Raw genomic sequence first — 25,874 nt, forward strand, 5'->3', positions numbered from 1 at the left:
AATGAATCCGTACGTTATTTTAGCATTTGTGGTTGGGGCCATTGTTTTCCTTGGCATCTTCTTCCACTACGTACCGTTTTTCCTTTGGCTATCTGCCAAAGTTTCAGGGGTACAAATATCTTTAATACAGTTATTCTTGATGCGTATTCGTAATGTTCCTCCTTATATTATTGTGCCCGCCATGATTGAGGCCCATAAAGCAGGACTTAAAACGATTACCCGAGATGAATTGGAAGCTCACTATCTGGCAGGTGGACGCGTAGAAAAGGTTGTTCACGCACTTGTATCAGCCTCCAAAGCGAACATTGAGTTATCATTTCAGATGGCCACCGCTATCGACCTTGCCGGACGTGATGTATTTGAAGCCGTTCAAATGTCAGTTAACCCCAAAGTAATTGACACCCCTCCCGTTACAGCGATGGCTAAAGATGGTATTCAGTTGATAGCTAAAGCCCGCGTTACAGTACGCGCCAACATACGCCAATTAGTGGGTGGTGCCGGCGAAGATACTATTCTGGCACGTGTAGGTGAAGGTATTGTATCTTCTATTGGTTCATCAGAGAACCATAAAAGTGTATTGGAAAATCCTGACTCTATCTCGAAGTTAGTACTTCGTAAAGGTCTTGATGCCGGAACTGCTTTTGAAATCCTTTCCATTGATATTGCGGACATTGATATTGGTAAAAACATTGGCGCTGAACTTCAAATGGATCAAGCTAATGCAGACAAGAATATTGCTCAAGCTAAAGCCGAAGAGCGTCGTGCAATGGCTGTAGCTTCCGAACAAGAAATGAAAGCCAAAGCTCAGGAAGCCCGTGCAAAAGTAATCGAAGCCGAAGCCGAAGTTCCTAAAGCTATGGCAGAAGCTTTCCGTAATGGCAATCTCGGCATTATGGACTACTACCGTATGAAAAATATTGAAGCTGATACTTCTATGCGCGAAACCATTGCGAAACCAGGAAGTTCAGGCGCATCAAACAAACCTTTAGGGTAATTGTTTATAGTAGTTAGGAGTTAAAAACTCCTGACTACTAACTCTTTTAGTAACCACTAAACCAAGATATCATGAAAAAGTATTTCCCATCCTCCGAACTCATTATTAATGAAGACGGTTCTGTATTTCATCTTCATGTTAAACCGGAACAACTGGCAGACAAAGTAATCTTAGTAGGCGATCCGGGACGTGTAGCACTCGTGGCTTCTCATTTCGACAGCAAAGAATTTGAAGTAGAAAGCCGTGAATTCAATACCTGTACAGGCACTTACAAAGGTAAACGCATCACCGTACTTTCAACCGGAATTGGATGTGATAATATTGACATTGTGGTAAATGAGCTTGATGCACTTGCCAATATAGATTTTAATACTCGGGAAGAAAAAGATAATTTCCGTCAGCTGGAACTTGTTCGTATAGGTACATGCGGCGGCTTGCAACCTAATACCCCCGTAGGAACATTTATTTGTTCGCGCAAATCCATTGGTTTCGATGGTTTATTAAACTTTTATGCTGGTCGTGATGAAGCTTGTGATCTTGAATTTGAAAAAGCATTCTTAGCTCACATGGGTTGGACTGGTAATATGTGTACTCCTGCCCCTTATGTCATCGACGAAGATCCGGAACTATCTGATCGGATTGCTCAAAACGATATGGTAAACGGAGTTACTATTGCAGCCGGAGGTTTCTTTGGTCCGCAAGGACGCGAATTACGTGTGCCATTAGCCGACCCTAAGCAAAACGAAAAGATCGAGGCTTTCGAATATAAAGGTTATAAAATAACCAACTTCGAAATGGAGAGTTCAGCTTTAGCCGGACTAAGCAAACTTATGGGGCATAAAGCCACCACTGTATGCATGGTAATAGCCAATCGCCTTATTAAAGAAGCAAATACAGGCTACCGAAACACCATTGATACCCTAATAAAAACAGTACTCGACAGAATTTGATGCACTCATTTGTTGCAATTGTTATCATATTCCTAAAGAAAAATATATCTTTGCTATTCAAAAGTAAAAATCAATATGAATATCAATCAAGATACTATTTGTGCAATTGCCACAGGTCAGGGAGGTGCAGTAGGAATGATCCGTGTTTCAGGGGCAGCAGCTATTATTATAACAAATAGTATATTTACTCCGATAAAGAGTGAACATTCCTTAGAAAACCGAAAACCATACTCTCTTACTTATGGACATATTTACAATGGAGAAGAGATAGTAGATGATGTATTGATTAGTCTTTTTCATGCTCCCCACTCCTACACCGGAGAAAATTCTACGGAAATTACTTGCCATGGTTCTTCTTATATTCTTCAACAAGTTATGCAATTGTTGATTGAAAAGGGATGTCGCCTGGCTCAACCCGGTGAGTTTACTCAAAGAGCGTTTTTAAATGGTAAAATGGACCTCAGCCAAGCAGAAGCTGTAGCCGATTTAATAGCTTCTTCGTCAGCAGCCACTCATCGATTGGCAATAAGCCAAATGCGAGGTGGTTTCAGCCAGGAGCTAAAACAACTACGTGAACAACTACTCAACTTCACCTCCATGATTGAACTGGAACTTGATTTCAGCGAGGAAGATGTAGAGTTTGCCGACCGTAACGAATTATTCCTGCTTGCCACTCATATTGAAAGTGTTATTTCGCGCCTTGTTCAATCATTTAGCATAGGAAATGCCATAAAAAACGGAGTGCCCGTTGCCATTATCGGCGAAACAAATGCCGGAAAGTCTACATTGCTAAACGTACTTTTAAATGAAGAAAAAGCCATTGTAAGCGACATCCATGGTACCACTCGCGACGTAATTGAGGACACAATCAACATAGGAGGCGTCACCTTCCGCTTCATAGATACAGCCGGTATCAGAGACACCAATGACACCATTGAGAATTTGGGAATTGAACGTACCTTTCAAAAGATTGAACAGGCTGAAATTATTCTTTGGGTAATTGATAGCAAGGAAGCTCAAAAACAGATCAAACAGCTTTCGCAAAAAATATTACCACTTATAGAAGACAAGCAACTAATACTTGTACTAAATAAGGCAGATTTACTCTCTGCTGAACAAGAAAAAGAATTGTCCTCTGTATTGACTGATTTAATTAACAAAGCAAACATACAATCTATTTCTATTTCTGCCAAACAACGCACACATACAGATCTTTTACAGAAAATACTTGTTGAAGCTGCGCATTTGCCAACAGTAACACAAAATGATATTATTGTAACCAACGTAAGACATTATGAAGCCTTATCGCAAGCATTAGAAGCTATACATCGGGTACAACAAGGATTGGAAATGCATATATCGGGGGACTTTTTAAGTCAGGACATAAGAAGCTGTTTGCATTTTTTATCTGATATAGTTGGGGAGGTTTCTAATGATTCGGTTTTGGAGAATATATTTAGGAATTTTTGTATCGGAAAATAATGGCTTAGAATTAACTGTAAACAACGGTAATCGATTAGCAATAAGTTTCTCATTTTGAGGGACTTTCTTCGTTTTAACACTTGCCCATCACTTTTTGTTAGTACCCGTTTTTCACCCTATTTTCGTACCGTATTTCTACCGCGAAACAATTTTGCGGTAAAGCCCGATGTCACACTGAGGCATTAGTTGACATGTGTTGACAATGGTTTACGTATGGTGACAGAAAGTAGGCGAAATTAAAACAAATAATGGTATGGAAGTAAAGCGAACTTGCCAATGGTGTGGTAAAGTGTTTATTGCCCAAAAGACGACAACGAAGTATTGTGGTCTTCAATGCGCACAGCGTAGTTATAAACAATGTGTACGTGAGAAAAGAGACGAACTAAAAAACAGTCAGGAACTCTTACGTCCTATTGTTGCTTTGGAGGGTCAGGATTACTTGACCTTTTCCAAAGTGGCAAGCCTGATGGGTACAAGCCGACAGTATATCTATAAGTTAGTAAAACAAGGCAAGCTACGCGCATCCAGATTGAGCGAAAGAATGTCCTTTATCCGCAGAGCAGATATTGAGCTAATGCTAAAATCTAAACCATACGAGCGCATTATACCCAAAGAAGAGATAAATATAGCAGAATATTACACCGCCGAAGAGATTGTAGAAAAATATAAAGTCAACACCAAATGGGTATGGACTTTTACCCGGCAAAACAAAATTCCCAAAACACGTATTCGAAAGTTCAATTATTATAGTAGAAAACATATTGATGCTGCTTTTGCTAAATATGAAGTTGATACAGAGTTATCCGAATGGTATAAGCCCGAAGACATAGTAGAGAAATACAATATGACTCGAAGTGCTATCCGAAGCCAAGTTTACCGGAACAATATCCCCTCCAAAAAAGAACATGGAAAGATATTCTATTCTAAATACCATTTCGACCTATCAAAATCAGAAAGTCTATGTAAAGAGGAATATTACTATACTGTACAAGAAGCTATGGCAGAATTCCATTTGACAAGGGATGCCGTTTATGGAGTCCTGCGGTTTCACAACATTGAAAGAATAAAAGCCGGCAGGTTCGTGAAGTTCCTCAAAATTGAATTTGATAAGGTGATGAGAACTTAGAAAGGATAATAATATCTCTTTAAATGATATAGAACTTATTCCCAAATGAAAATTCTCAGCAAAGCATCATTCAAGACCTTTACAACAACAATCAAGTATTAATTATAAAAAACAAGAAACTATGTTCGAATGTAAAACTGTAACACTTAGAACTCGCCCCATCAAACATGGGCAATTATCTTTCTATCTGGACTATTATCCAGGCTATAGAGACAAAGAAACAATGAAAGTAATCCGTCATGAGTCTTTAGGCATCTACATCTATGAGAAACCCAAAAACCGAAGGGAACGTGAATTTAACGAGCAAATGACCGAAAAGGCAGAAGCTATTCGTTGCCGCCGGTTCGATGCAATAGTTAACGAACGATATGACTTCCTCGACAAGAGTAAACTTAAAGGTGACTTTTTAGAATATTATCGCCGTCAGCTACGCAAGCATGACCAGAAATGGAAATTCGTCTATATCCACTTCAGCAATTTTGTAGGAGGTAAATGTATCTTTGAGGAAATAGACATCGACCTTTGTAATAGATTTAGAGAATACTTACTAACAGCCAAAAAGCTAAAGAGCAAAAAAGACACCATCTCTCAAAATTCTGCTGCCGGTTATTGGTCCACATTCCGGGGATTTCTCCAAGACCTGTATCGCGCCAAGCTGATACGTAACAATATTAACGACTTCTTGGATAAAATCGAAACGGAAGATATTGACAAAGATTTCCTTACCCAACAAGAACTGTGCAAATTAGCAGAAACGCCATGCGATATACCCGTTTTGAAAACAGCTTCGCTATTTGCGTGTCTTACCAGTTTGCGTATCAGTGATATTTTGGCTTTACGATGGGAAAATATTCAGGACTACTACGATGGAGGCAAGTATGTAAAGATTATCACACAGAAAACGAAATCCATTGATACCATTCCTATCAGTAAGGAAGCATTGGAACTTATAGGTAATACTGGCGAGGGAGTTATATTCAAAGGACTCAAACGTAGCATGACACAAGCTCCAATGAAAAAATGGATCAAATCTGCCGGAATAACCAAAAACATCACATTCCACAGCTACCGTAGAACCTTTGCAACTTTGCAAGCAGCAGCCGGAACGGATATTATCACCATAGCCAGTATTATGACGCACAGAAGCATTTCTACCACGCAACTCTATACAAAAACCGTTGATGCTAACAAGCGTAAAGCCTCTTCGAAGATCACGCTTAAACGACAAGAGTAACAGGCACAAACAAATCAAAACAGATATCCTGAGTATGATTATGGGTATGATTTAGATGGGAACCATTTAATTAGTGTAAAGATTCTGTTGTTATTGAGAAGCAATAAGCATTAATTGGAACTATGCAGATAATTTTGTCTGACTATTTTAAATCCAATTACTTACAGTTATGACTATCAAGGCAACAGAATTTACACTATTTTGGCTTATGCCGAGCATTGCTTTTGGGAGTATCGCTTTATTGGCATCTTATGAAATTGGCACCGATTTCAATCACCATTGGCTAATTGAATCTGGTGTCTTTCTTATTGTACTTTTTTTATTGTTAACCATTTACTGGCTACTACAAACAACACTTTCAGATGTTTTCTTTTCGAAAGCAAGCCCCACTCTTCTTCCCCTTTCAACAGACAATGTGCCATCGACTCTTCAAGACATTAAAATACAGAAAAACAGAAACCTTATCTCTGACACAAACTCCCCTATCGATAGAATTGTCAGCACTTGTCTGCATAAATCAGTCTTGATAGAAAGCGAAAAACAACAAAAAGCTAAATTGGATAAACAGAGAAGAACACTAATTCTTGTGGAATATACCAATGCAGTCCTGACCAACCACATGAAAAAAAGTCATTTAGAAATCATTCTGAAAAATGTCAATCTGTTTGCTACATCACCCGAAGCCAATTTTATTCCTATTGAGACGGATGGTTCTCTTAGCACGGCCGACCTTCGCCACTTCGCATGGAACATCGGTAAGAGATTGGGCTATGAACGAATGACACAAGCCAAATTCATCAAACAATGTTTTCCAAAGGAATTTATGAACTGCGAACTGCCTACTATCATCCGCAATCTTTCGGATGAAGTCTCATCCATTATAAAAATAGACAAACCCGATAAAGGAAGCTATGACTTTCATTGGGAAGCAATAGGGCTTGTCAACCCATTAGGTATATCTTCTGACAATCCTCCAATGGAGGTAACCTAAACTTATTTGGAAATGATTCCATGCTTATTCTAATCTTTGTATATCAGCATAAGGTCATTGAATTCCTTTACAGCGTTTACAAAAATAAATTATAATGAAGAACGAATTAACATTCAACGACCTTCCAATGGTTGTAAAGGAACTCTGCAACAAGGTTGAGAGTTTAGAAGAGACGCTGTTAAAACAAGTAACAAATCGGTCTGTTCCTATGTATGAAAATCGCCACACTCCAATGACTTCAGAAGAAGCTCGCGAGTATCTAAAGATGCCAAAATCAACTTTTTACTTCAAAGTAGGTAATGGTGAAATACCAGCCGTTAAGCAGGGTAAACGTTACTACCTTTACAAAGACGAACTGGATCAATGGTTGGAAACCGGCAGAAAAAATGCTCCTGCACTCTCTGCCGAAGAGATGAATGCTGCAATCTTGGCTTCTCACAAACGAAAACCTAACGCTACAAACTATTGAAGTATATGGAATACGGAAGGGAAAGAAAGCCAATGAAACAAGAAGATGTCTGGAAACTATGGCAACAGTCAATTCTTAGCATTACCAGTAATTATGAGAAGGCTCCGGAAGTATTAAAAATAGACGATATAGTAATCGGCACATTAGGTAATTTCAGCGCATCTATTGGTAAAGCTAAAAGCAAAAAAACATTCAATGTATCTGCAATTGTAGCTGCCGCCTTAAAAAACGGTATGGCATTGAATTATTCAGCCTCGTTTCCTGCCGACAAGTCGAATGTCATCTATATAGATACAGAACAAAGTTCCTATCATTGTTTAAAAGTAATGAAGCGAATACTTCGATTGGCAGGACTTTCTACAGAAGACAACTATCCTTATTTGCAATTTCTGGCATTACGCAAAAACACACCAGAAGAAAGAATAGCCATCATTGACGAAGCAATTTATAAAACAAACAATGTAGGATTAGTTGTCATTGACGGCATTAGAGATTTGGTTTACGACATTAATAGTCCTAGTGAATCGACCTATATCATTTCCAAACTTATGCAATGGACTGATGAGAAACAAATTCACCTTCATACCATCCTCCATCAGAATAAAGGAGATGAGAATGCAAGAGGACATATCGGTACAGAACTAAGCAACAAAGCGGAGACCATTCTCCAAGTTGAAAAGGATAAGGCAGACTCAAACATCAGTAAAGTCGAAGCCGTTCACATTCGAGCAATGGATTTCAAACCGTTTGCTTTTCGTATCAACGAACAGGCATTACCTGAAATTGTAGAGAATTATGTAGTGGAGAAAACAAAAGTAGGTCGCCCGTCCAAAGACCCATTCGATCCATATAAGGAAATTAGGATAGAGCAACATGAAAGGGCTTTAATATCTGTATTTGCAAAGAAGGAAGTTTATGGCTATGAAGAATTGCAGGAGGCACTGGTTGAAGCATACAATGATGCGGACTATCCTATCGGGCGTAATAAAGTCACTAAGGTTATCACATTCCTCAGGAATAAGCGAATAATTCTGCAAGAAAATGGTAAGAAGTATTCACTCAACCCGGACAGGTATTACTAAGCCCAGACACTTTACTTTATTCCATGTGCCTATATATTAAGATTAACTAAAGCACTATCTTTAAATATGGATGGAGTTCCCGATTTGAGAGCTCCATTCATACACTTTTCACGTCAACTATACACGCAGCTTGCTGCCACTTTAGTGCCTTTTCCCATTGCAAATTTTGCAAATGGGGTATTAGGCTACCCCACTGATAAATCAGTGTGATATTGGGCAAGCCTCAATATGTTTCATTTGACCTATTGAAATGTCATTCCCCATTGCACTACTTAATACGATAATTGTACCTTAACGCCTTTTTTATAAATGGTATATTAATAAAATTCTAAAAATAAATGATAATATGATCTACGGGTACATTAGAGTAAGTAGCGACAAACAAACTGTCGAGAATCAACGTTTTGAAATTAATAACTTCTGCGAACGTGAGAATATGAATATTGATGGTTGGATAGAAGAAACCATTAGTGGCACCAAATCGTACAATAAACGAGAACTTGGCAGACTACTTAATAAAGTACAGAAGGACGACCTAATCATCTGTGCCGAACTTTCGCGTCTTGGGCGTAATCTCTTCATGATTATGGAGATCCTTAACATTTGCATGACCAAAGAGTGTCGTGTATGGACTATAAAGGATAACTATCGATTGGGAGAAGACATTCAAAGTAAAGTTTTAGCTTTTGCCTTTGGTTTATCAGCAGAAATAGAACGTAATCTTATTCGTTAAAGAACTAAAGAAGCTTTGGCGAGAAAAAGCTGGAGGTAAGTATATTGGACGTGAAGCTGGTAAGAGGAATACCTATTTAAACGTCATTTGCGTTTCAAAGTATGATTGCGTTCGCAGAAAATTTAATACAGGATGGAGTATACTAGCCATTGCAAAAAAAATAAAAGCAGCTAGGGATCCCCTCTATATAAATACCTCGCATGCACGGAAATTAGAGAACCTATAAAATCAAATAATAGTAGATGAGAAAGAGGAATTTATTGAGTCTAAGAATAACGGAGGGCAGCACCTTCTTGGAGGGAGTGCAGTCTTCCGCTTATCAAACTAATATCTAATGAATAACCCCAAGGCAGAGCCCCGAGGAATTCTCTTGATTAAAATAATAGTACCCCGAAATCAATTACTTCCTCCTTTGTATGGTGCATACTTTTCTTTAATATAGTCATTGTACTTGTCGTATATTCCACTCTTGAAGTCATTGATAACCTCATCGTTGACATTTAGAATTCGCTGAAAAAGCATATTGCTTTGACGACAACTGTAATCAACTAACTCAGGTTCATTTACATAAAGATAAGCAATGTTTATGTTTACGCCACCACATACGGTACTACTCTCACATGAAGGGCATCTGTTATTACGCATTTGTTCTAATGACGAAAGAAACTTCTTATAATCTTCTGTCTCAAAACAGTCATTAAGACTATCGACTTCTACAGGACTTCCAATACAATAATGAATGTCGTTTGGACGACCAAATGTATACATTCTACCATCTGGATTCATGGCTATTTTTCGTTCAAACCAGAATTTTCGATGTTGCAAATCTCTTCTGAGATTAGCAAACTCTTCAAAAGTTGAATAGCTAATATCAAACTCTTTGTCGGTTAGCCATATGCGATACACCTGTTCAAAATTTTCTGCGAGTTCTTCTGGAGACATAATTATATCAACATTATTCTTTGCGTAACCTCTCTTTTCTATAGGAAGAGTCTTGAAAGAAATATGATTGTATTTAAACCAGTTGTATATATCGAGTAAGTGCGTAGCTGAAGATTTGGAGAGCGTGCAAAAGCACTTAAACCGACCTCCTTTGTTTCGCACTTTAAATACTATTTCTTGAACCTTTTGAGTTTGTTGACGGAGCAAGTAATTATATGGACCATCAAAAGACAAATTAATCAGTACATTGTGTTCGTTAAGGAGATCTATAAACTCATTGGTAAGAAGTAAACCATTGGTAACAATCTGATTATTTATCTGTGTGCCAAACTTTTGCTGTAATTCTCGTTGTTTGGTGTAAAAATTATTATAAAAGTCAATGCCAGCCAAAGTAGGTTCACCGCCATGAAAAGTTACCTTAACCTTTTTATATTCCTGACATGCCTTTTCCATAAACAAATATGCAGTCTGAAGATTCAGTTTCTCGGTCTGAACGAAAGCATCACCATTAAAACAATGTTTGCACTTCATATTGCATGCCATGGTTGGCTTTATTGTTATATCTATTTGCTCTTTCATTATTCGAATCCTTTATAAAATTTACCATTATTGTATTCTAAAACATTATAATTACTCACAGCGGAGTAACAAAAACTATACTTTTCGCATGAACTGCGGCACTCTAATACTGGAGTATAACATTCAAAATTCCATTCGTGTGCATTATCCTTAAAGAATACCTGTGCATCAGGACAGTCCATACATAGAATATTATCATCCAAACAAAGTAATTTTACGCAGGTGTCGAAAATTTTTATTTTAAGATTCTTGCTAACATAAAAATTAAAAAAAGTATTTGTACATCGAGCTGCTTGTCGATGGGTCACGGACGGACAATTGTTCTTATGGGAGATAATTGTATCTGCCATTTTAGTAATATGAACAGCATGATTTATTGGCAATTGGTCAAGGACAAGAAGAGTTCTTTCAACTTCAATTTCATTGCTTGCCATTACATTATTCACTATTACCTTTACGTCAATTAAACAGTCCAAAGTCTTGATATAATCAAAACTTTTAATCATCTCAGCGAAGCTACTTTTGATTTTGGTAATTGAATCATGAAGTTTCTCATGTCCATGTACAGGTATAACAAATCGATAGTGCTTATCAAGGAAGGATAAGTCATATTGGAAAAGACGCCTACCATTAGTGTATATTAAAGTCTCGCATCCAATTTTTTTTAATGATTTTAGGATTCCGATGATGTTTGAATGAAGAAAAGGTTCACCGCCATTGATGATAACACGATCATGCTTACCAACATTATGCCTCCGAAGATACTCAACGAATTGTTCAATTTCAATTTCGTTATGCACTACACCTGAATGAATTGTATTGTGCGAGTAACAAAAAGCACAACTAGAATTGCATGTATATGTTACATTAAAATAGAATATACGCTTCATAGCTTTACCTTTAGTTTAGGACATCGTATATCACCACGTCCAAGTTCTTTAAAATAGTTATACGACATGCCTACACAGCCGCCATTGCAATACTTCAAAAACTCACACTCTTTGCAGATTGAATCATCCTGCACACTATAGTTTGTAAACTTTAGAGCATTCGCGCCAGTCAAAATCTGAGAGAGAGCATTCTCCTTAATATTACCTAGACAAAAGTCTGTTAAACAAGTACATGGATATACATTAAGGTCTGGATATATATAAATTTTATCTCTTCCACTACCACAATTTACGCAAGATTTATCGGTAAACATTCCATCTAACTTATCCTTATATTTTACAAATAAATCAAATGAAAAGAGTTTTTGAATTTTCATTCGAAAATCAACATATTCAAGCATCTTATCTGCGAAAAGATTCCATTCTTCCGCTGTCATCATATTTTCAAAAGAAGCATTACCAAAAGGCATTTCGTAGGAGATTGTCCAGTACTGCATCTTCTTGAAATTCGATAGTGTATCAGCCAGTTTTAGCATGCTTGATACATTCTTTCTGCTAACAACAGTTGCCACTATATAAGGCACAGATAAATTATCAAGCTTTGTGATAGTATTTATGATTTTTTGGTATGTACCTTTCCCTCTAATTAAATCATGAGCATATTCTGTTCCGTCTAAAGATATCTGTACTCTCATGTTTGACTTGAAGAAATCCTCATGAACAAAAAAGTCATTCATTCCATTGGAGCAAATAGAAACAGTCTTAGCAATATCTGCAAGCCTATGCACGATTTTCTCAAAGTCATGGCATAGGGTTGGTTCACCACCTGTTATTACTATGTCATGATTTTGAAACTCTTGTATTCCTTTAATATTATCAAGCATATTGAGTGTTAACTCATAGGAGTGTTTGTGCCCACGAATACACATCTTGCAATTGAGATTACATCTTTCTGTAAGTAGTAAGTATATTTGCATGATTATGAATTTGATATTATCATTGCCTAAATAAATCTCGGGCTCTCTAATGAAAGAGTAGCCCGAGATCGTAAATGTAAAATCTCAAGATTTTACATAAGGATTCGAACTCTCAAACACTTGTTTATGGGTTCTCAATCCAGCAAGCCATAGCAATAATGCTATTGAGCTCACATTCTAGCTTGTTTACTTCTTTTGTAGACATAAATTAATGATTAAAATTAATAAAATTACACCAAATCATCTAATTCGTCATCAAGCCAATAATCACCATCATCGTCTGCACTATACTCAATCCAAACGTTATGAAGATCATCGCTTAATTCACTGATTAAATTATCTGTTATTTTTGTTCTATTATAGCATGAGCGAATTTCATCTTCGTCAATACTTACATTGTCTTCATTGTATAAAACAGCATATGTATTTGTATAACGAACATCATGACAATCAGAAGAATGCTGATATGCCTGATTCCCAACATACCAAACAGAACGTGTTACATACTTCACTTTACCTCTCATATTTTTATTTTTTTAGAATGTATTGCTAATACCATTAAAGGAGTTAATGCATTTGACGGTAGAGAACACTTAGCAATAGACCTGTCGCCATTCCTATCACACTTGTTATTCCGACAAGGGGTATAGTAGGAATTATTACACATGCTGCAGCTAACTTAGAAAAGGACAATTCAACACTCTTGGGGCTAGGCTTACCACCTATCTGCATAAGATGCAAAACCATTGCTTTGAAGTAGGAATATGTCCCTTCGTAGTCAACAATACCTGCACTAGCAATATTGTCCATTTCATTTTCCGAAACATCGAATAGACTTGATATTTCAGAAATACCAGTCAGAGAAACCATTTGGGATTTAGACATAGAAATTATTTCGTCACTAGTATATATCCTCAATTTCGGGGCCGCGTTGAGTGCGAGTTGGTATCTCTTGTTATAGACATCCAATCGGACTCTAAGTACAGATAAACATTTTTCGAAACTTTTCTTGTTTAGGAATCCCGTCTCTTTGAGAAATATTCCCATTTGCGTTGGAGTACAGCCTGACATTTCTGCGAGTCTCGCTTGTGTTAATCCAGCAAGAGGCATTCGATTCCTTACAATTCCTTCTATCATACAGATATTGTTTGAGTCAAGATTAAATAAATAACAATACAAAAGTAATGAAACAATCCCAAAACATTAAATATCGATAGTGAAAAATATCGTTTAACGTGATATTTGTTTTGTTGTTGGCAAGATTCAATATACAATAAAGCATCTAAGCAACCTCAAGCATTCATCTGAATTATCAATAAGAGTATTCGTCATAACATCTTCGTTTTGTTAGATTTTACATATTCACTAAGAATGAAACATTTTTTCAAGTTCCTTTATTTGCGTTATGAGAGATTCAAACGTAGGAACTTCTCCACTTAGCACCATTCACATGAGTAAAACATTCACGGTAATGATGGATAGTCATCCATAATTCATCATTAGAAACAGCATTCAATGCTATCTCAGTTTTCATCATCATTGCCAAGTCATAAAGATGACGCGACTTTCTATTCGCATCACCCATAGAGGTTGTCGAAAACAACTCATGCCTAATATCCGGTAATGTAATTGTACATTTTACCTGTTACCACAAATTATTCTTTACCTCATTTCAGAGTTCAAATCCTCTATAATTCTCTTATTAAACTCTTTATCCTCTCCACGAAGCAAGCGCACCAACTTATACACTGTAGTACAAGGATTATGTGTTGCATAACGAGCATCATCGAAATTATCTGTTTGATTCTGCGCATAACGAATAGCACGAGCTTCATCACCGTAAGTAGTCATCGCTATGTGTGAATTTGAATCATTCTTCTGATAGACATATTTTACTTTCTGAGTATATAACGGAGACTCATTCACATGTTTACTGATAGTTTTCTTATACTCTTCACGACTCATCGCTGTTACGCGATTCACGAAATGAAAGACATACCATAATTCAAATGCCTCATTGCTCCAGGCACATCCAATGTCATATTGCTCTGCTTTAGTTATAGCGGCATTGAATGCCGAAGCCGGGAAATCGTCCTTGTCAAACACTGCCCAAACGGTATCGTATGGTGCACCAGAAGCTATCGCCTTATCCCGTAGTTCAATCGCTTTATCCACCACTTGCATTGTATTTATCTTTCCACCTTCGCACTCAATATCATAAACCATACTTCCGTATTGCATCTGGTCAAATGATTGGAAGTAATTAGGTTCTGTCTTTTCACCCTCGCATACTATCAATATACGACAACGCACTTTAACGTCATCATGAACTGCCTCTCTGTAACCATACCATTCTAGATTTATTGATGAAAGTTTCTTCTTCTTTCCCATAGCTACAACGGTTGTTCAATGGTTTGCAAATAAGGAATGGCACCATAACGCCCTTTTATATAATTTCGTTCCAGATTGCCATCTCCTCTCGGCTTGGTCCCATCAGGTAAAACAATATGCATCAGGCTGTAAAGGTCTGTAGATTCTGTTTTATCCTTTTCGGTGAACCAGATCTGGTCCCGGCGTAACAAATGAGAAGAGAGCAGGTTGGTGTCATGTGTGGTAAACAAGAGTTGGGCATGATGCGGATTGGTTTTCTCATTACTAAAGAGTTTGATTATATGCTGAGAAATCAACGGGTGCATTTTTGCATCCAATTCATCCATCACCAATAGCCGACCGTGACGTAGTGTTTCAAATAACGGCCCTGCCAACTCAAACAGTTTTTGAGTACCTTGCGATTCACAATACTCGAAACGGAAGCGCTGTTTACCTGTTATTTCTCCATCTCGGTTATAGACATTGTGCATAGTAAAGACATCTATCGCTTTTCGACCTTTTTCTATTTCACGCTCAGCAGCTTCTATATCAACGAAACCCAACTGCAAGTCCTTGAAAAATTGCAAAGCATCAACTGCTTCTGCTTCTTCATTCAAGAACAGCCTTTCCGTGAAACCCTCATACCCCTGGCTACTTAATCCGGATATGACAGTATATCCGGAGTTAAAGAAATCCAACACATTTTTGCTGATTACCCCGCCAAGCTGGGCGGCCAACGACAGAAACAAACGATTGTCATTGGTTCGTTCTTCCAGACCGACACCTTCGGCAAAAAGCATTTCGTTCACACCAATGCCTTCTTCATCACGGACGAAATAAGGCTGTTCTTTTTTATTCTTTTTGTTTATAAACAACCATTCACGTTCAATCTGCCGTGGGGTATAGTTAAAGCCATATCTTATACGAGTCTCATCTGTATCCAAATATACAATCTCAAAATGAGTAGCTTGGTTTCCAGCCCCTTCTTTCAAGAGAAATGGGTCGTAAAGCAACAAATCATAGTCGTTCAGCTTTACCGAATTCAACACCATGTTCTTCATGGCAGCCAATGCCATTACCAGATTACTCTTTCCGCTGGAGTTTGCACCATATACAGCTGCAGCAGTCAAGTATTTGTACCGTCCCTCTGTTACCACACATTCTTTTGGGGTATCTTGTATGCTGTTGGGCATCATTGAAAACGTTCTTTCTATCAGAAAAGAACGATAATTACCTACTGTAAATTGCAATAATGTTGCCATAGAATTACTTCTTTTATACTATAATGCTTCAAAAATACACAATAAATTGATTGCATACTATTAAACTGAGAAAAAATCTCATTTTCAACACCTACCAAAAAAAAATAAAATACAAAAGAGTGATAATTCATTGAAGTAGCACAAAGGAACAATATACTAATCAAGTATTAGGGAAAATACTTATTGTAATGACACATCCTGAATCTCTACATTACCCTCTGAAAAATATAAGCTGACAGAGAAAGGAGTTATTGTCTTAATACTATAACCTGAAGAGAGCGTCTAATTTATTCGCTTTGTCGCAAAAATAACACATTTTTTCGACCAATAGTTGTTTCTTGAAATATTTTTGTCACTAATCTAAAATCAATTGTCATTTCATTTTATTTTGTGGCCTATGCTCTCAATTCTAATAAATCGACTTTACTTTATTGTCGTACTCTATATATACGATATATTAAAGTAAAGGTAGGGAAGAAAGACAAAGAATCGTTTTCTTCTCTACCTTCAAAATCAGAAACTTGTAAAGCATACACGTGATATCATCCACTACCTAAGCAATATTAATGGCGAAACCTCTACCCCAAGAGACACCTATTCGTTAATGAAAAATAAAAACGTTAAAAGTGAGCGTTTTAACACACAGGAACAAGGAGTTTTTCTAACTTTCTACCTTTTAAAGACCAAAACAATGAACACCAATAAGTTATATATGTTGTATTGGAAAATGAAAGTAACCACATAAACCACCAAAACATCATCCCATTAAAAGAAAGTAACCACCAACAAACAAAAAACCATAAATAACCCTTCATAAACACTCACTCATAAACAACACATTCCTATTTAACATCACAAATAACATCACCAATATTTGCACAAAAAAATATTCTTTTTACCTTTGCGGCTATTTTTAACAAATTCTTTAATAATATGAAAATAAGACTATTTACCATGAGGCATTACATTGCTTTGTTCTTATCTCTTTTTTCTTTATTTTCTTGTGTAAATCAGCTTGATAAAGAAGAGGAAACAATCGAACAAGGAACTATTCCCATTAACATTTCCACTCGCGTTCAATCCAGTAAGACTCGTGTTACAAATACTTCTTTTGATGTTGATGATGCCATAGGACTTTATGTATTGGTTCAACCTGCTACATTGGAAGAAACAAGATACATTGACAATACTAAATTTACATATAACTCCTCACAATTATTTGTAAATGAAGAGTCTATCTTCTATCCGGAAGGAAATAAATCTTGTAATTTTATTAGCTACTTCCCCTATACCAATGAAGGAGTTAAGAAAGGTACAAACAAGATTGATGTAAGCATAGAGAAAGATCAGAGTAGCCCTCAAGCTTTTTCGAGTTCTACATTTATGGTGGCCAAAGCTACCAATATCACAGCTACCGAAGAAACTATTGATTTATTGTTTAAGCATAAATTCACTCGTTTAAACATACAGATAAACCCTGGAAAGTATTATGATTTGAATGAACTTCTAACAGCCAACCCTACTGTTAGGATAAAAGGAATTAATACCAAAGCAAGTTATGACTTTGTCACCAATAAAATTTCAGAACAAGACACCCCAGAAGATATCATTCCTTATGGATCATGGAGTATAGTCGATAATGTACTTAGTGGAAAAAGTGCGATTGCTATTCCACAAACCCTTCAGGCTCCTCACACCATTATCGAATTAATTATAGATGGAAAAGTTTATGAATGTAAAATTAAGGATGATTTCATATTATCAAGCGGAAGTGCAGAAGATATCACTATTCACCTTTCGGCTTCTACGCAAGTAGTAGAAGTTTCCATCAATCCCAGTATTGAAGGTTGGGGAGAAGCTAATCCCAATGAAATAGATGCCGAAGAAGTTTCTGGTCCCTCTATACATATTCCTAGCTTAAGCTTTGCTAAATCGAATGTGTACAAAGTCATTAGTCAGGGAAAACAAGTAGCCGAAATCTGTAAAGAATACCTTTGCAGTGATATTTTAAATAGTCAGGCGATTGTAATCTATCCTGTTCAAAACGGACAAACGAATCTGGCAAAAGGACTTATATGCCAACTCATAAATGAAACCAAACAAGTGCATGGTGGGGAAATAGAATGGAACAAGAATACTAATACTTTCATTTACCAAGAAGGAAATTCATCAGCTATTGACTATATTTACATTACCGATAACAACGAAATATCAACTACCGAAATAAGTAACCCAATTCAAATTTACCATCTCCCTGATATACTTACTGATACCCGTGGCAGTGAAACAATCACCTACCCCATTGTAAAAATAGGAACCCAATATTGGATGCGCAGCAATCTGAAAGCAACTAAATATGCAGATGGTACAGACATTACAAAAGGAGAAAATTTCAAAACAGTAGTTGCTAAATATTGCCAACCTAATGCTTTTTACTATTTTTACAATTCGGCTGCCATTGCCCATAAACCGCTTGCACCGCAAAGCTGGAGAATTGGGAATGAGTCTGATTGGGAAATTCTAAACAAATATATCGACAACAATGTTTCCTTAATAAAAGGAGGCACTTTTTGGGGAGAAGATAAAGCAAACAACTTAACCGGATTTAATGGAGTTGCCACAGGACTGTATAATGAAGTTCATACCTATCAGGATGCAAATAAAAATTGGTTTGCATTTTATTGGTGTACAGAAAACAGTAACCCTCAATTAACTCTTCATTCCCTTTATTTGTCTTCTCATAATAATGCACTAAATACGGGCAGCAATAAGGATGTTTTAGGCGCCTGCATTCGCTGCATAAAAGAATAAACCCTCCTCAAAACACTCATTTATAGAGAGAATACCCTATTTTAATATAAGGTATTCTCTCTTTTTATTTGCCAATACCTCATAAAAATATACTTTTGTAGCTTATAATGAATAAATATATAAGAATATGCTTTCATATAAACAGGTCATTGTCTTGTTTGCATTTTCAGCTATTGCAAACTTTCTGCATGCCCAATTTGTAAATTACGGTACTGACCCTTATAAATACAAATGGAATATTGTCAACACCAATCATTTCAAAATTGTATATCCTCAAGGAAATGACTCAACAGCCTATCGATACGCTACACTATTGGAGACTGCTTATCCTTATGTTCAACAAACAATTGGGAATTCCAAAGACAGGAAATTTCCGGTGATTCTGCATCCTGGCAATATGCTATCGAACGGAATGGTATCCTGGGCACCAAGACGCATGGAGATAATAACTACTCCTTCTTCCGATTTATATGCTCAACAATGGGACAGGCAACTTGTCCTTCATGAATCAAGACACCTATTCCAAACCAACAAAGTGATTCGTGGCATTTTTAAACCGCTTTACTACGGACTTGGTGAACAAGCTGCCGGCGTAGCTTCATTCTTATTACCCACATGGTTCTTGGAAGGAGATGCCGTAGCTACCGAAACCGCTTTATCAAATAGCGGGAGAGGAAGATTACCTGAATTTAATATGATCTATCGTGCCCAAATGCTTTCCAACGACTTTTATTCTTTCGATAAATGGTTTCTTGGCTCATATAAGAATTATACAGGAAGTAAATATGCATTCGGATATAATCTAACTGCTTTTGCACGACATCAATATGGTGCCGATGTATGGAACAAAGTAACCGCCAGATATGCCGACCGCATATTAAACCTCCCTCCATTCTCCAATGCTCTAAAGCACCATACAGGTATTCGCCCTCAAAAGCTGTTCCAACAAACATTCTCTTTTTTAAATGAAGAATGGAACATACAAGAGAAAGAATATCAACAATCCGGCTTCTCTCCCACTCCTATTTCTCCGGTCAATAAGGAGTATACCGAATACAAGTATGCTCAATCGTTGAATGATTCCACAGTAATCGCTGTAAAATCAAATTTAAGTGAACTTAATTCGCTAATATCCCTAATAAACGGAAAAGAAAAAAGGATTACTTATTTAGGGAATATAAACAGCCGTATCACACTTAACAACAATAAAGTGTATTGGAGTGAATATGTTTCCGGTCTGCGATGGACGCATCAAAACTACTCGGTTATTAAATGTTTAGACTTAGAAACAAAGAAAACTACAACACTAACATCTCGTCAACGTTATCTGACTCCGGCTGTTGACTCAACAAACAAAAAGATAGCTGCTTCTTGTGTATCAACAGCTGGAAAGAACCGGATAGTATTGGTTAATGCCGAAAATGGAAATGAAATAACCACCTTTGATACCCCTCAAAATGCATTTGCAAAAGAAATCGCTTATGCCGGAGATAATAGAATTATAGCCATTTTAATAGATAGCAACGGAATCAATATACAGGAGCTCGATATAAATACAGGCAAGTGGAAAGAGCGTTTAAAACCCACTTGGGCCAATATCAGTTCTCCTATATGGACAAATGATAAGCTCTATTTTGAATCAGGCTTGAATGGCACCAACAATATTTATTGTTTGGAAGATAATTCATCCAATCCTTATCAAATAACATCTGCTCGTTTTGGTGCATTCACTCCTTCATTATCATCCAACGAAAAGGATTTGATTTTCTCAGATTATCAATCTACCGGTTATCAAATAGCATCTGTGCCAATCAATAAGCTACAAAAGAAACAGGCTAACTTCAACAATCCTTATAAACATAAATTAGCTGAGACAATCAGTCAACAAGAAAACTTCAATTTGGATACAGCTACCATAGCATCTGTTGAATTTAAGCCCAAACGTTACTATCGCCTTCCACACTTATTTAAGATACATAGTTGGGCTCCTTTTTATTATGACGTGTCCGATGTTATCAATTTAGACACTGATGACATTAGCACAATTGTAAAACCGGGAGCAACCATATTATCTCAAAATACGCTTAACACTTCTATCGCTCAGGCAGGATGGTACTACAAAGACAACTATCACCACGGTAAACTGGCATTTACTTACATGGGATGGTATCCTGTGGTAGATTTATCGGTTGACTATGGTGCAAAAGCCTTTACAATGTCATGGACACAAAATGAAGAAACAGGAAAAGAAAGCATCCGAGGAAGATATACCGATCGCAACCTGATAGAAGCAGAAGCCAGAGTATATATACCATTCAACCTGACTCGCAATCATTATACTCGTGGGTTCCAGCCATCTGTAACCTATTATTATACTAACAATGAGTATCAGCAATTCAACAGCAGAAAATACCGCAATTTTCAATATATGCTTTCGGAATTAAGATTCTACAATTACCGCAAGATGGCTAAACGTGACATACTTCCCCGATGGGGATATCAATTACGTTTGCAACATATATTCTCTCCTTTCAATTCCGAGAATTACGGACATCTGTACGCAGCCCGACTCACCACTTATCTTCCCGGTATTATAAACAATAACGGATTAATGTTGCGTTTTGGGTATCAGTTTCAAGATCTTGACGACAAAGCATTGTATCTACCTAAACGAATCATGACTGAACCGAGAGGATATAATTATTTATATAGTACACGCCAATTAATGACTTTTAGTGCCGATTATTCATTCAGTATCATTAGCCCCGATTTCAGTTTGGGTTCATTAATGTATATACGACGCGTACGAAGCAATGCATTTTACGATCTATATCGAAATCAAGCATCTAAAAAAGCATCATGGAATACGCAAAGTTCCTACGGTCTTGATGTGATCTTAGACTGTAATCTGCTTCAAATTGAATTTCCTATATCATTGGGAGCACGCATCATAAACCCAATAAATTATGGAAAACTACAGGCAGAAGCACTATTCTCAATCAGTTTTTAGAAATAAGTTCGGATAAAGTGTTTATCTTTAACCCCGAAATAAATATTCATATTTTAAATTGTAATTATTATGGCAAGTAGAAGACAACTCAAGAAGAATGTTAATTATATTATTGGAGAGTTATTTGCAGAGTGTTTGATTAAAAGCATGAACACCCCTGAAACCAATAAAGAGAAAGCCGATAAAGTATTAACAGATATTCTGATGGTACAAGATGATTTCATCAGTCGTATCAGCCATACAGAACCTGGAAATGTAAAAGGCTTTTATAAAAAGTTTCGCGAGGACTTCAATACAAAAGTAAACGGAATTATTGAAGCTATTGAGGATCTGAAGTAAAATGAAGAAAGCTATTTATGGTTTTATCTACCAAAAGATTTTGGGATGGAAAGCAGTATGGACAGTCCCAATGTATGATAAATGCGTAATATGCGCTGCTCCTCACACATCCAATCTGGATTTATTTATTGGTAAACTCTTTTATGGAACAGCCGGAGGTAAAACTAGTTTCATGATGAAAAAAGAATGGTTTTTCTTTCCTTTGGGTCTTTTCTTTAAAGCCGCAGGTGGAATACCGGTAGATCGGAAGAAAAAAACATCACTGGTTGATCAAATGGTGGAAGCATTTGCCAAAAGAAAGAAATTTCATTTAGCAATAACTCCGGAAGGTACTCGCAAAGCGAATCCTAACTGGAAAAAAGGATTTTATTACATTGCATTAAAAGCCAAAGTTCCTATTATATTAATAGGTATAGATTATAGAACAAAAACTATTTCAGCAGCAAAGTCACTATTTCCTACTGGAGATATAGAAAAAGACATGCGCGAAATTAAACTTTACTATAAAAACTTCTCAGGAAGGCATCCCGAGAACTTTGCACTCGGAACTATTTAATGCATGAGAGTAACCATACTGCAAACTGATATTTCCTGGGAAAATAAACAGGAAAACCTGCTTAAGTTGCAAAAACATTTGGAAAAGCTTCGGGGTACTACCAATTTGGTTGTACTCCCGGAGATGTTTTCCACAGGATTTAGCATGAACAGTCGCCAGCTTGCAGAACCAATTGATGGCCCCACTATTCAAACACTTCGAGAATGGGCCATTAAATATCAAACGGCTTTAACAGGAAGCTACATTGCCTCCGACAGCAACCATTTCTATAACCGGGGCTTTTTTCTCACACCGGATGGTCAATCTTACTTTTATGACAAAAAGCATCTGTTTAGAATGGGAGAAGAATCGAACCATTTCGCAGCAGGTAACAAAAGACTTATCATTCCTTATATGGGATGGAACATTTGTTTACTAATTTGTTACGATCTTCGATTTCCTGTATGGGCCAGAAATACACATAACGAGTACGATTTACTTCTTTATACAGCCAACTGGCCAGATTCAAGACACTTGGTATGGGACACCCTATTGCCAGCCCGTGCTTTAGAAAACATGAGCTATGTGTGTGGAGTCAATAGAGTTGGCACAGACGGAAACAATCTTATTTACAGTGGAGGAAGTAAACTATATTCGGCAAAAGGAGAGTTATTAGCAGCCATTCCGGATCATAAAGAAGACGCAATAACCGTTGAACTTTCCCTATCTTCCCTGCAACAATTCCGAAATAAATTTCCAGTCTGGAAAGATGCAGATGAATTTAAGTTTTGTTAAAACGAATATAAGAAACCAACAATACCTACAATAAGGTAGTTTTCATAAAAAAGTTCTTTCGTATCTTTGTTCACGTAAAAGAACAGTTTGAGACTTTAGTCTGACACAACTTAATGAATAATTAATTTATGAAAACAAATCTTAGTTCTCAGATTACACTTAACCGTGTATCCCCCAAATACTACAAACCTGAGAATGCTTTTGAGAGATCGGCACTGACCCGATTTGAGAAGATTCCTACTGACATTTTTGAATCTGCCGAAGAAGGAGCCAAGCACATTGCTAATGAAATAGCACAAACCATCCGCAATAAACAAAAGGATGGCAAGTTCTGCGTCATAGCTCTTACAGGTGGACATTCTCCACGTAACGTATATGAAGAGCTCATCCGAATTCACCAAGAGGAGAAACTAAGTTTCCGGAATGTAGTAATATTCAATTTATATGAATATTATCCACTGGCTCCGGATGCAATTAACAGCAACTTGAATTCTCTGAAAAACATGTTGCTCGATCATGTGGATATAGACAAACAGAACGTATTTAGTCCGGACGGTACCATTCCCAAAGAAGCCATTTTCGATTTTTGTAAATTGTACGAGCAACGTATAGAAACTTTCGGAGGTATCGATATTGCCCTCCTTGGTATAGGTCGCGTTGGTAATATTGCTTTTAATGAACCCGGTTCTCGCATTAATTCCGTTACCCGGTTAATTATGCTTGATAACGGTTCAAGAAATGATGCATCCAAGTCTTTCGCTAATATCGAAAGTACACCGGTAAGTTCCATTACTATGGGAATATCTACCATTATGGGAGCTAAAAAGATATTCTTAATGGCATGGGGAGAAGATAAAGCCGAAATGATTAAAGAATGTGTTGAAGGCAATGTTACAGATACCATTCCGGCATCTTATTTGCAAACTCATAATAAGTCGCATATCATTATAGATCTTTCTGCCGCTGCCAACTTAACTCGTATCCGTCGCCCTTGGCTTGTAACCTCTTGCGAGTGGAACGACAAATTAATCCGTAGTGCAATAGTCTGGCTATGTGCAATTGTTAAGAAACCAATTTTAAAGTTGACAAACAAAGACTACAATGAAAACGGTTTGAGCGAGTTATTGGCACTTTACGGCTCCGCATACAATGTTAACATAAAGATATTCAATGATTTTCAGCATACCATTACCGGATGGCCGGGCGGCAAACCGAATGCAGACGATACTTATCGACCCGAACGCGCCAAACCTTATCCTAAACGGATTATAATCTTCTCTCCTCACCCGGATGATGATGTAATCTCAATGGGTGGAACTCTCCGAAGACTGGTAGAGCAACAACACGAGGTACATGTAGCTTACCAAACATCGGGGAATATTGCGGTTGGCGACGAAGAAGTAATTCGCTTTCTTCACTTTATCAATGGCTTTAATCAGCTTTTCGACAATGCAGCAAACTCTGCTATCAATGAAAAGTACGCTGAAATTCGTCAATTCCTCAAAGATAAGAAAGAAGGAGATATAGACTCCAAAGATATTCTGACTCTAAAAGGGTTGATACGCCGCGGAGAGGCTCGTACAGCCTGTACATTCAATAATATTCCGTTGAATCGCTGCCATTTTCTGGATCTTCCATTCTATGAAACCGGAAAAATTCAGAAAAGCCCGATCAGTGAAGCAGATGTAAACATCATCCTTGATCTTATACGAGAGATAAAACCGCATCAAATCTTTGTAGCAGGTGACCTTGCAGATCCGCACGGCACCCATCGGGTATGTTTGGATGCCGCATTAGCCGCTATTGATGTAGAAAAAGAAGCCGGAGCAGAATGGCTGAAAGAATGTCGTATATGGATGTATCGTGGAGCATGGGCAGAATGGGAAATCGAAAACATTGAAATGGCTGTTCCTATCAGCCCCGAAGAACTCCGCGCTAAACGTAATTCGATTCTGAAACATCAGTCTCAAATGGAAAGCGCACCATTCTTAGGCAATGATGAACGTCTTTTCTGGCAACGCTCCGAAGATCGAAACCGAGCAACAGCTGCATTGTACGATAATTTGGGATTAGCTTCTTACGAGGCCATGGAAGCATTTGTAGAATACATTCCTTATAATAAATAAAGAGAACCCTATAAAAAGACTCCTTGCATAATTAGCCAAGGAGTCTTTTTATTTTAAAGCACCTGTCTTTTTGTATCCTTTGATTGTCTTTTTGTAGATATGGTTGACTCTTTAACGACTCAACCAATGAAAGAAAAGAAGTCCAACGATGCTCACGCTTTTCATTTTCGGATTCGT

The 25,874-nt window shown here is 37.2% G+C and carries 21 protein-coding genes and 1 pseudogene; 15 read left to right on the forward strand and 7 right to left on the reverse strand.

The annotated features are described in order from the left end of the window. Position 1 precedes the first annotated feature (1 nt). The 9 genes and pseudogenes from floA to D0T60_RS18825 form a co-directional block, all read left to right on the forward strand. The gene (floA, locus tag D0T60_RS11610) at positions 2-994 is read left to right on the forward strand and encodes a flotillin-like protein FloA (protein ID WP_163218330.1); all 993 of its coding nucleotides are present in this window, start codon (positions 2-4) and stop codon (positions 992-994) included. 71 nt (positions 995-1,065) lie between these two features. After that, the gene (locus D0T60_RS11615) at positions 1,066-1,944 is read left to right on the forward strand and encodes a nucleoside phosphorylase (protein ID WP_163218331.1); all 879 of its coding nucleotides are present in this window, start codon (positions 1,066-1,068) and stop codon (positions 1,942-1,944) included. Between the two features lie 81 nt (positions 1,945-2,025). Then, on the forward strand, positions 2,026-3,426 hold the full coding sequence (gene mnmE, locus D0T60_RS11620; RefSeq protein WP_163218348.1) for a tRNA uridine-5-carboxymethylaminomethyl(34) synthesis GTPase MnmE: 1,401 nt from the start codon (positions 2,026-2,028) through the stop codon (positions 3,424-3,426). Positions 3,427-3,679: 253 nt separating this feature from the next. Next, on the forward strand, positions 3,680-4,552 hold the full coding sequence (locus D0T60_RS11625) for an AlpA family transcriptional regulator (RefSeq protein WP_163218332.1): 873 nt from the start codon (positions 3,680-3,682) through the stop codon (positions 4,550-4,552). Between the two features lie 121 nt (positions 4,553-4,673). Continuing rightward, a complete protein-coding gene (locus D0T60_RS11630) occupies positions 4,674-5,786 on the forward strand; it encodes a tyrosine-type recombinase/integrase (RefSeq protein WP_163218333.1) in 1,113 nt (370 codons plus the stop codon). A gap of 169 nt (positions 5,787-5,955) precedes the next feature. Further along, positions 5,956-6,777, forward strand: a complete 822-nt coding sequence (locus D0T60_RS11635) for a hypothetical protein (RefSeq protein WP_163218334.1) — start codon at positions 5,956-5,958, stop codon at positions 6,775-6,777. Between the two features lie 91 nt (positions 6,778-6,868). Further along, positions 6,869-7,246 carry a helix-turn-helix domain-containing protein gene (locus tag D0T60_RS11640; RefSeq protein WP_163215360.1) on the forward strand — a complete coding sequence of 126 codons (378 nt, stop codon included), beginning with the start codon at positions 6,869-6,871 and terminating at the stop codon, positions 7,244-7,246. A 5-nt stretch (positions 7,247-7,251) separates the two neighbouring features. After that, a complete protein-coding gene (locus D0T60_RS11645; protein ID WP_163218335.1) occupies positions 7,252-8,328 on the forward strand; it encodes an AAA family ATPase in 1,077 nt (358 codons plus the stop codon). Between the two features lie 346 nt (positions 8,329-8,674). After that, a pseudogene (locus tag D0T60_RS18825) lies at positions 8,675-9,058 on the forward strand (recombinase family protein); the annotation flags it as partial. A 399-nt stretch (positions 9,059-9,457) separates the two neighbouring features. Here D0T60_RS18825 and D0T60_RS11655 read toward each other — a convergent pair. The 7 genes from D0T60_RS11655 to D0T60_RS11685 all read right to left on the reverse strand — a co-directional run bounded on the left by D0T60_RS11655 (position 9,458) and on the right by D0T60_RS11685 (position 16,081). Continuing rightward, positions 9,458-10,582, reverse strand: a complete 1,125-nt coding sequence (locus D0T60_RS11655; protein WP_163218336.1) for a radical SAM protein — start codon at positions 10,580-10,582, stop codon at positions 9,458-9,460. Continuing rightward, entirely contained in the window at positions 10,582-11,472 is an 891-nt protein-coding gene (locus tag D0T60_RS11660) for a radical SAM protein (protein ID WP_163218337.1), read from the reverse strand. The genes D0T60_RS11655 and D0T60_RS11660 overlap by 1 nt, the downstream gene beginning before the upstream one ends. Then, positions 11,469-12,449: a radical SAM/SPASM domain-containing protein gene (locus D0T60_RS11665; RefSeq protein WP_163218338.1), complete on the reverse strand. Its 981-nt coding sequence runs from the start codon at positions 12,447-12,449 to the stop codon at positions 11,469-11,471. The genes D0T60_RS11660 and D0T60_RS11665 overlap by 4 nt, the downstream gene beginning before the upstream one ends. Positions 12,450-12,679: 230 nt before the next feature. Next, positions 12,680-12,973 carry a hypothetical protein gene (locus D0T60_RS11670; protein ID WP_163218339.1) on the reverse strand — a complete coding sequence of 98 codons (294 nt, stop codon included), beginning with the start codon at positions 12,971-12,973 and terminating at the stop codon, positions 12,680-12,682. Positions 12,974-13,016: 43 nt separating this feature from the next. Continuing rightward, positions 13,017-13,586 (reverse strand): hypothetical protein, encoded by a 570-nt coding sequence (locus D0T60_RS11675; RefSeq protein ID WP_163218340.1) that lies wholly within the window; start codon positions 13,584-13,586, stop codon positions 13,017-13,019. Positions 13,587-14,111: 525 nt separating this feature from the next. Next, positions 14,112-14,840 (reverse strand): RloB family protein, encoded by a 729-nt coding sequence (locus D0T60_RS11680; RefSeq protein ID WP_163218341.1) that lies wholly within the window; start codon positions 14,838-14,840, stop codon positions 14,112-14,114. A 2-nt stretch (positions 14,841-14,842) separates the two neighbouring features. Next, positions 14,843-16,081 carry an ATP/GTP-binding protein gene (locus tag D0T60_RS11685; protein ID WP_163215346.1) on the reverse strand — a complete coding sequence of 413 codons (1,239 nt, stop codon included), beginning with the start codon at positions 16,079-16,081 and terminating at the stop codon, positions 14,843-14,845. Positions 16,082-17,014: 933 nt separating this feature from the next. Between D0T60_RS11685 and D0T60_RS11690 the strand changes: the two genes are divergently transcribed. The 6 genes from D0T60_RS11690 (at position 17,015) to D0T60_RS11715 (ending at position 25,697) form a co-directional block, all read left to right on the forward strand. Beyond that, positions 17,015-18,892 carry a fimbrillin family protein gene (locus D0T60_RS11690; protein ID WP_163218342.1) on the forward strand — a complete coding sequence of 626 codons (1,878 nt, stop codon included), beginning with the start codon at positions 17,015-17,017 and terminating at the stop codon, positions 18,890-18,892. Positions 18,893-19,019: 127 nt separating this feature from the next. Continuing rightward, a complete protein-coding gene (locus tag D0T60_RS11695; RefSeq protein ID WP_163218343.1) occupies positions 19,020-21,902 on the forward strand; it encodes a hypothetical protein in 2,883 nt (960 codons plus the stop codon). Between the two features lie 69 nt (positions 21,903-21,971). Continuing rightward, the gene (locus D0T60_RS11700; RefSeq protein WP_163218344.1) at positions 21,972-22,241 is read left to right on the forward strand and encodes a hypothetical protein; all 270 of its coding nucleotides are present in this window, start codon (positions 21,972-21,974) and stop codon (positions 22,239-22,241) included. A gap of 1 nt (position 22,242) precedes the next feature. Next, positions 22,243-22,797 (forward strand): 1-acyl-sn-glycerol-3-phosphate acyltransferase, encoded by a 555-nt coding sequence (locus D0T60_RS11705; RefSeq protein WP_163218345.1) that lies wholly within the window; start codon positions 22,243-22,245, stop codon positions 22,795-22,797. A 3-nt stretch (positions 22,798-22,800) separates the two neighbouring features. Then, the gene (locus D0T60_RS11710; RefSeq protein ID WP_163218346.1) at positions 22,801-23,571 is read left to right on the forward strand and encodes an amidohydrolase; all 771 of its coding nucleotides are present in this window, start codon (positions 22,801-22,803) and stop codon (positions 23,569-23,571) included. Positions 23,572-23,699: 128 nt separating this feature from the next. Then, positions 23,700-25,697, forward strand: coding sequence for a glucosamine-6-phosphate deaminase (locus D0T60_RS11715; protein ID WP_163218347.1), 1,998 nt, complete (start codon positions 23,700-23,702; stop codon positions 25,695-25,697). The last annotated feature ends 177 nt before the right edge of the window (positions 25,698-25,874 follow it).

It is taken from the genome of Bacteroides sp. 224, from assembly GCF_010500995.1.
GTDB lineage: Bacteria > Bacteroidota > Bacteroidia > Bacteroidales > Bacteroidaceae > Bacteroides.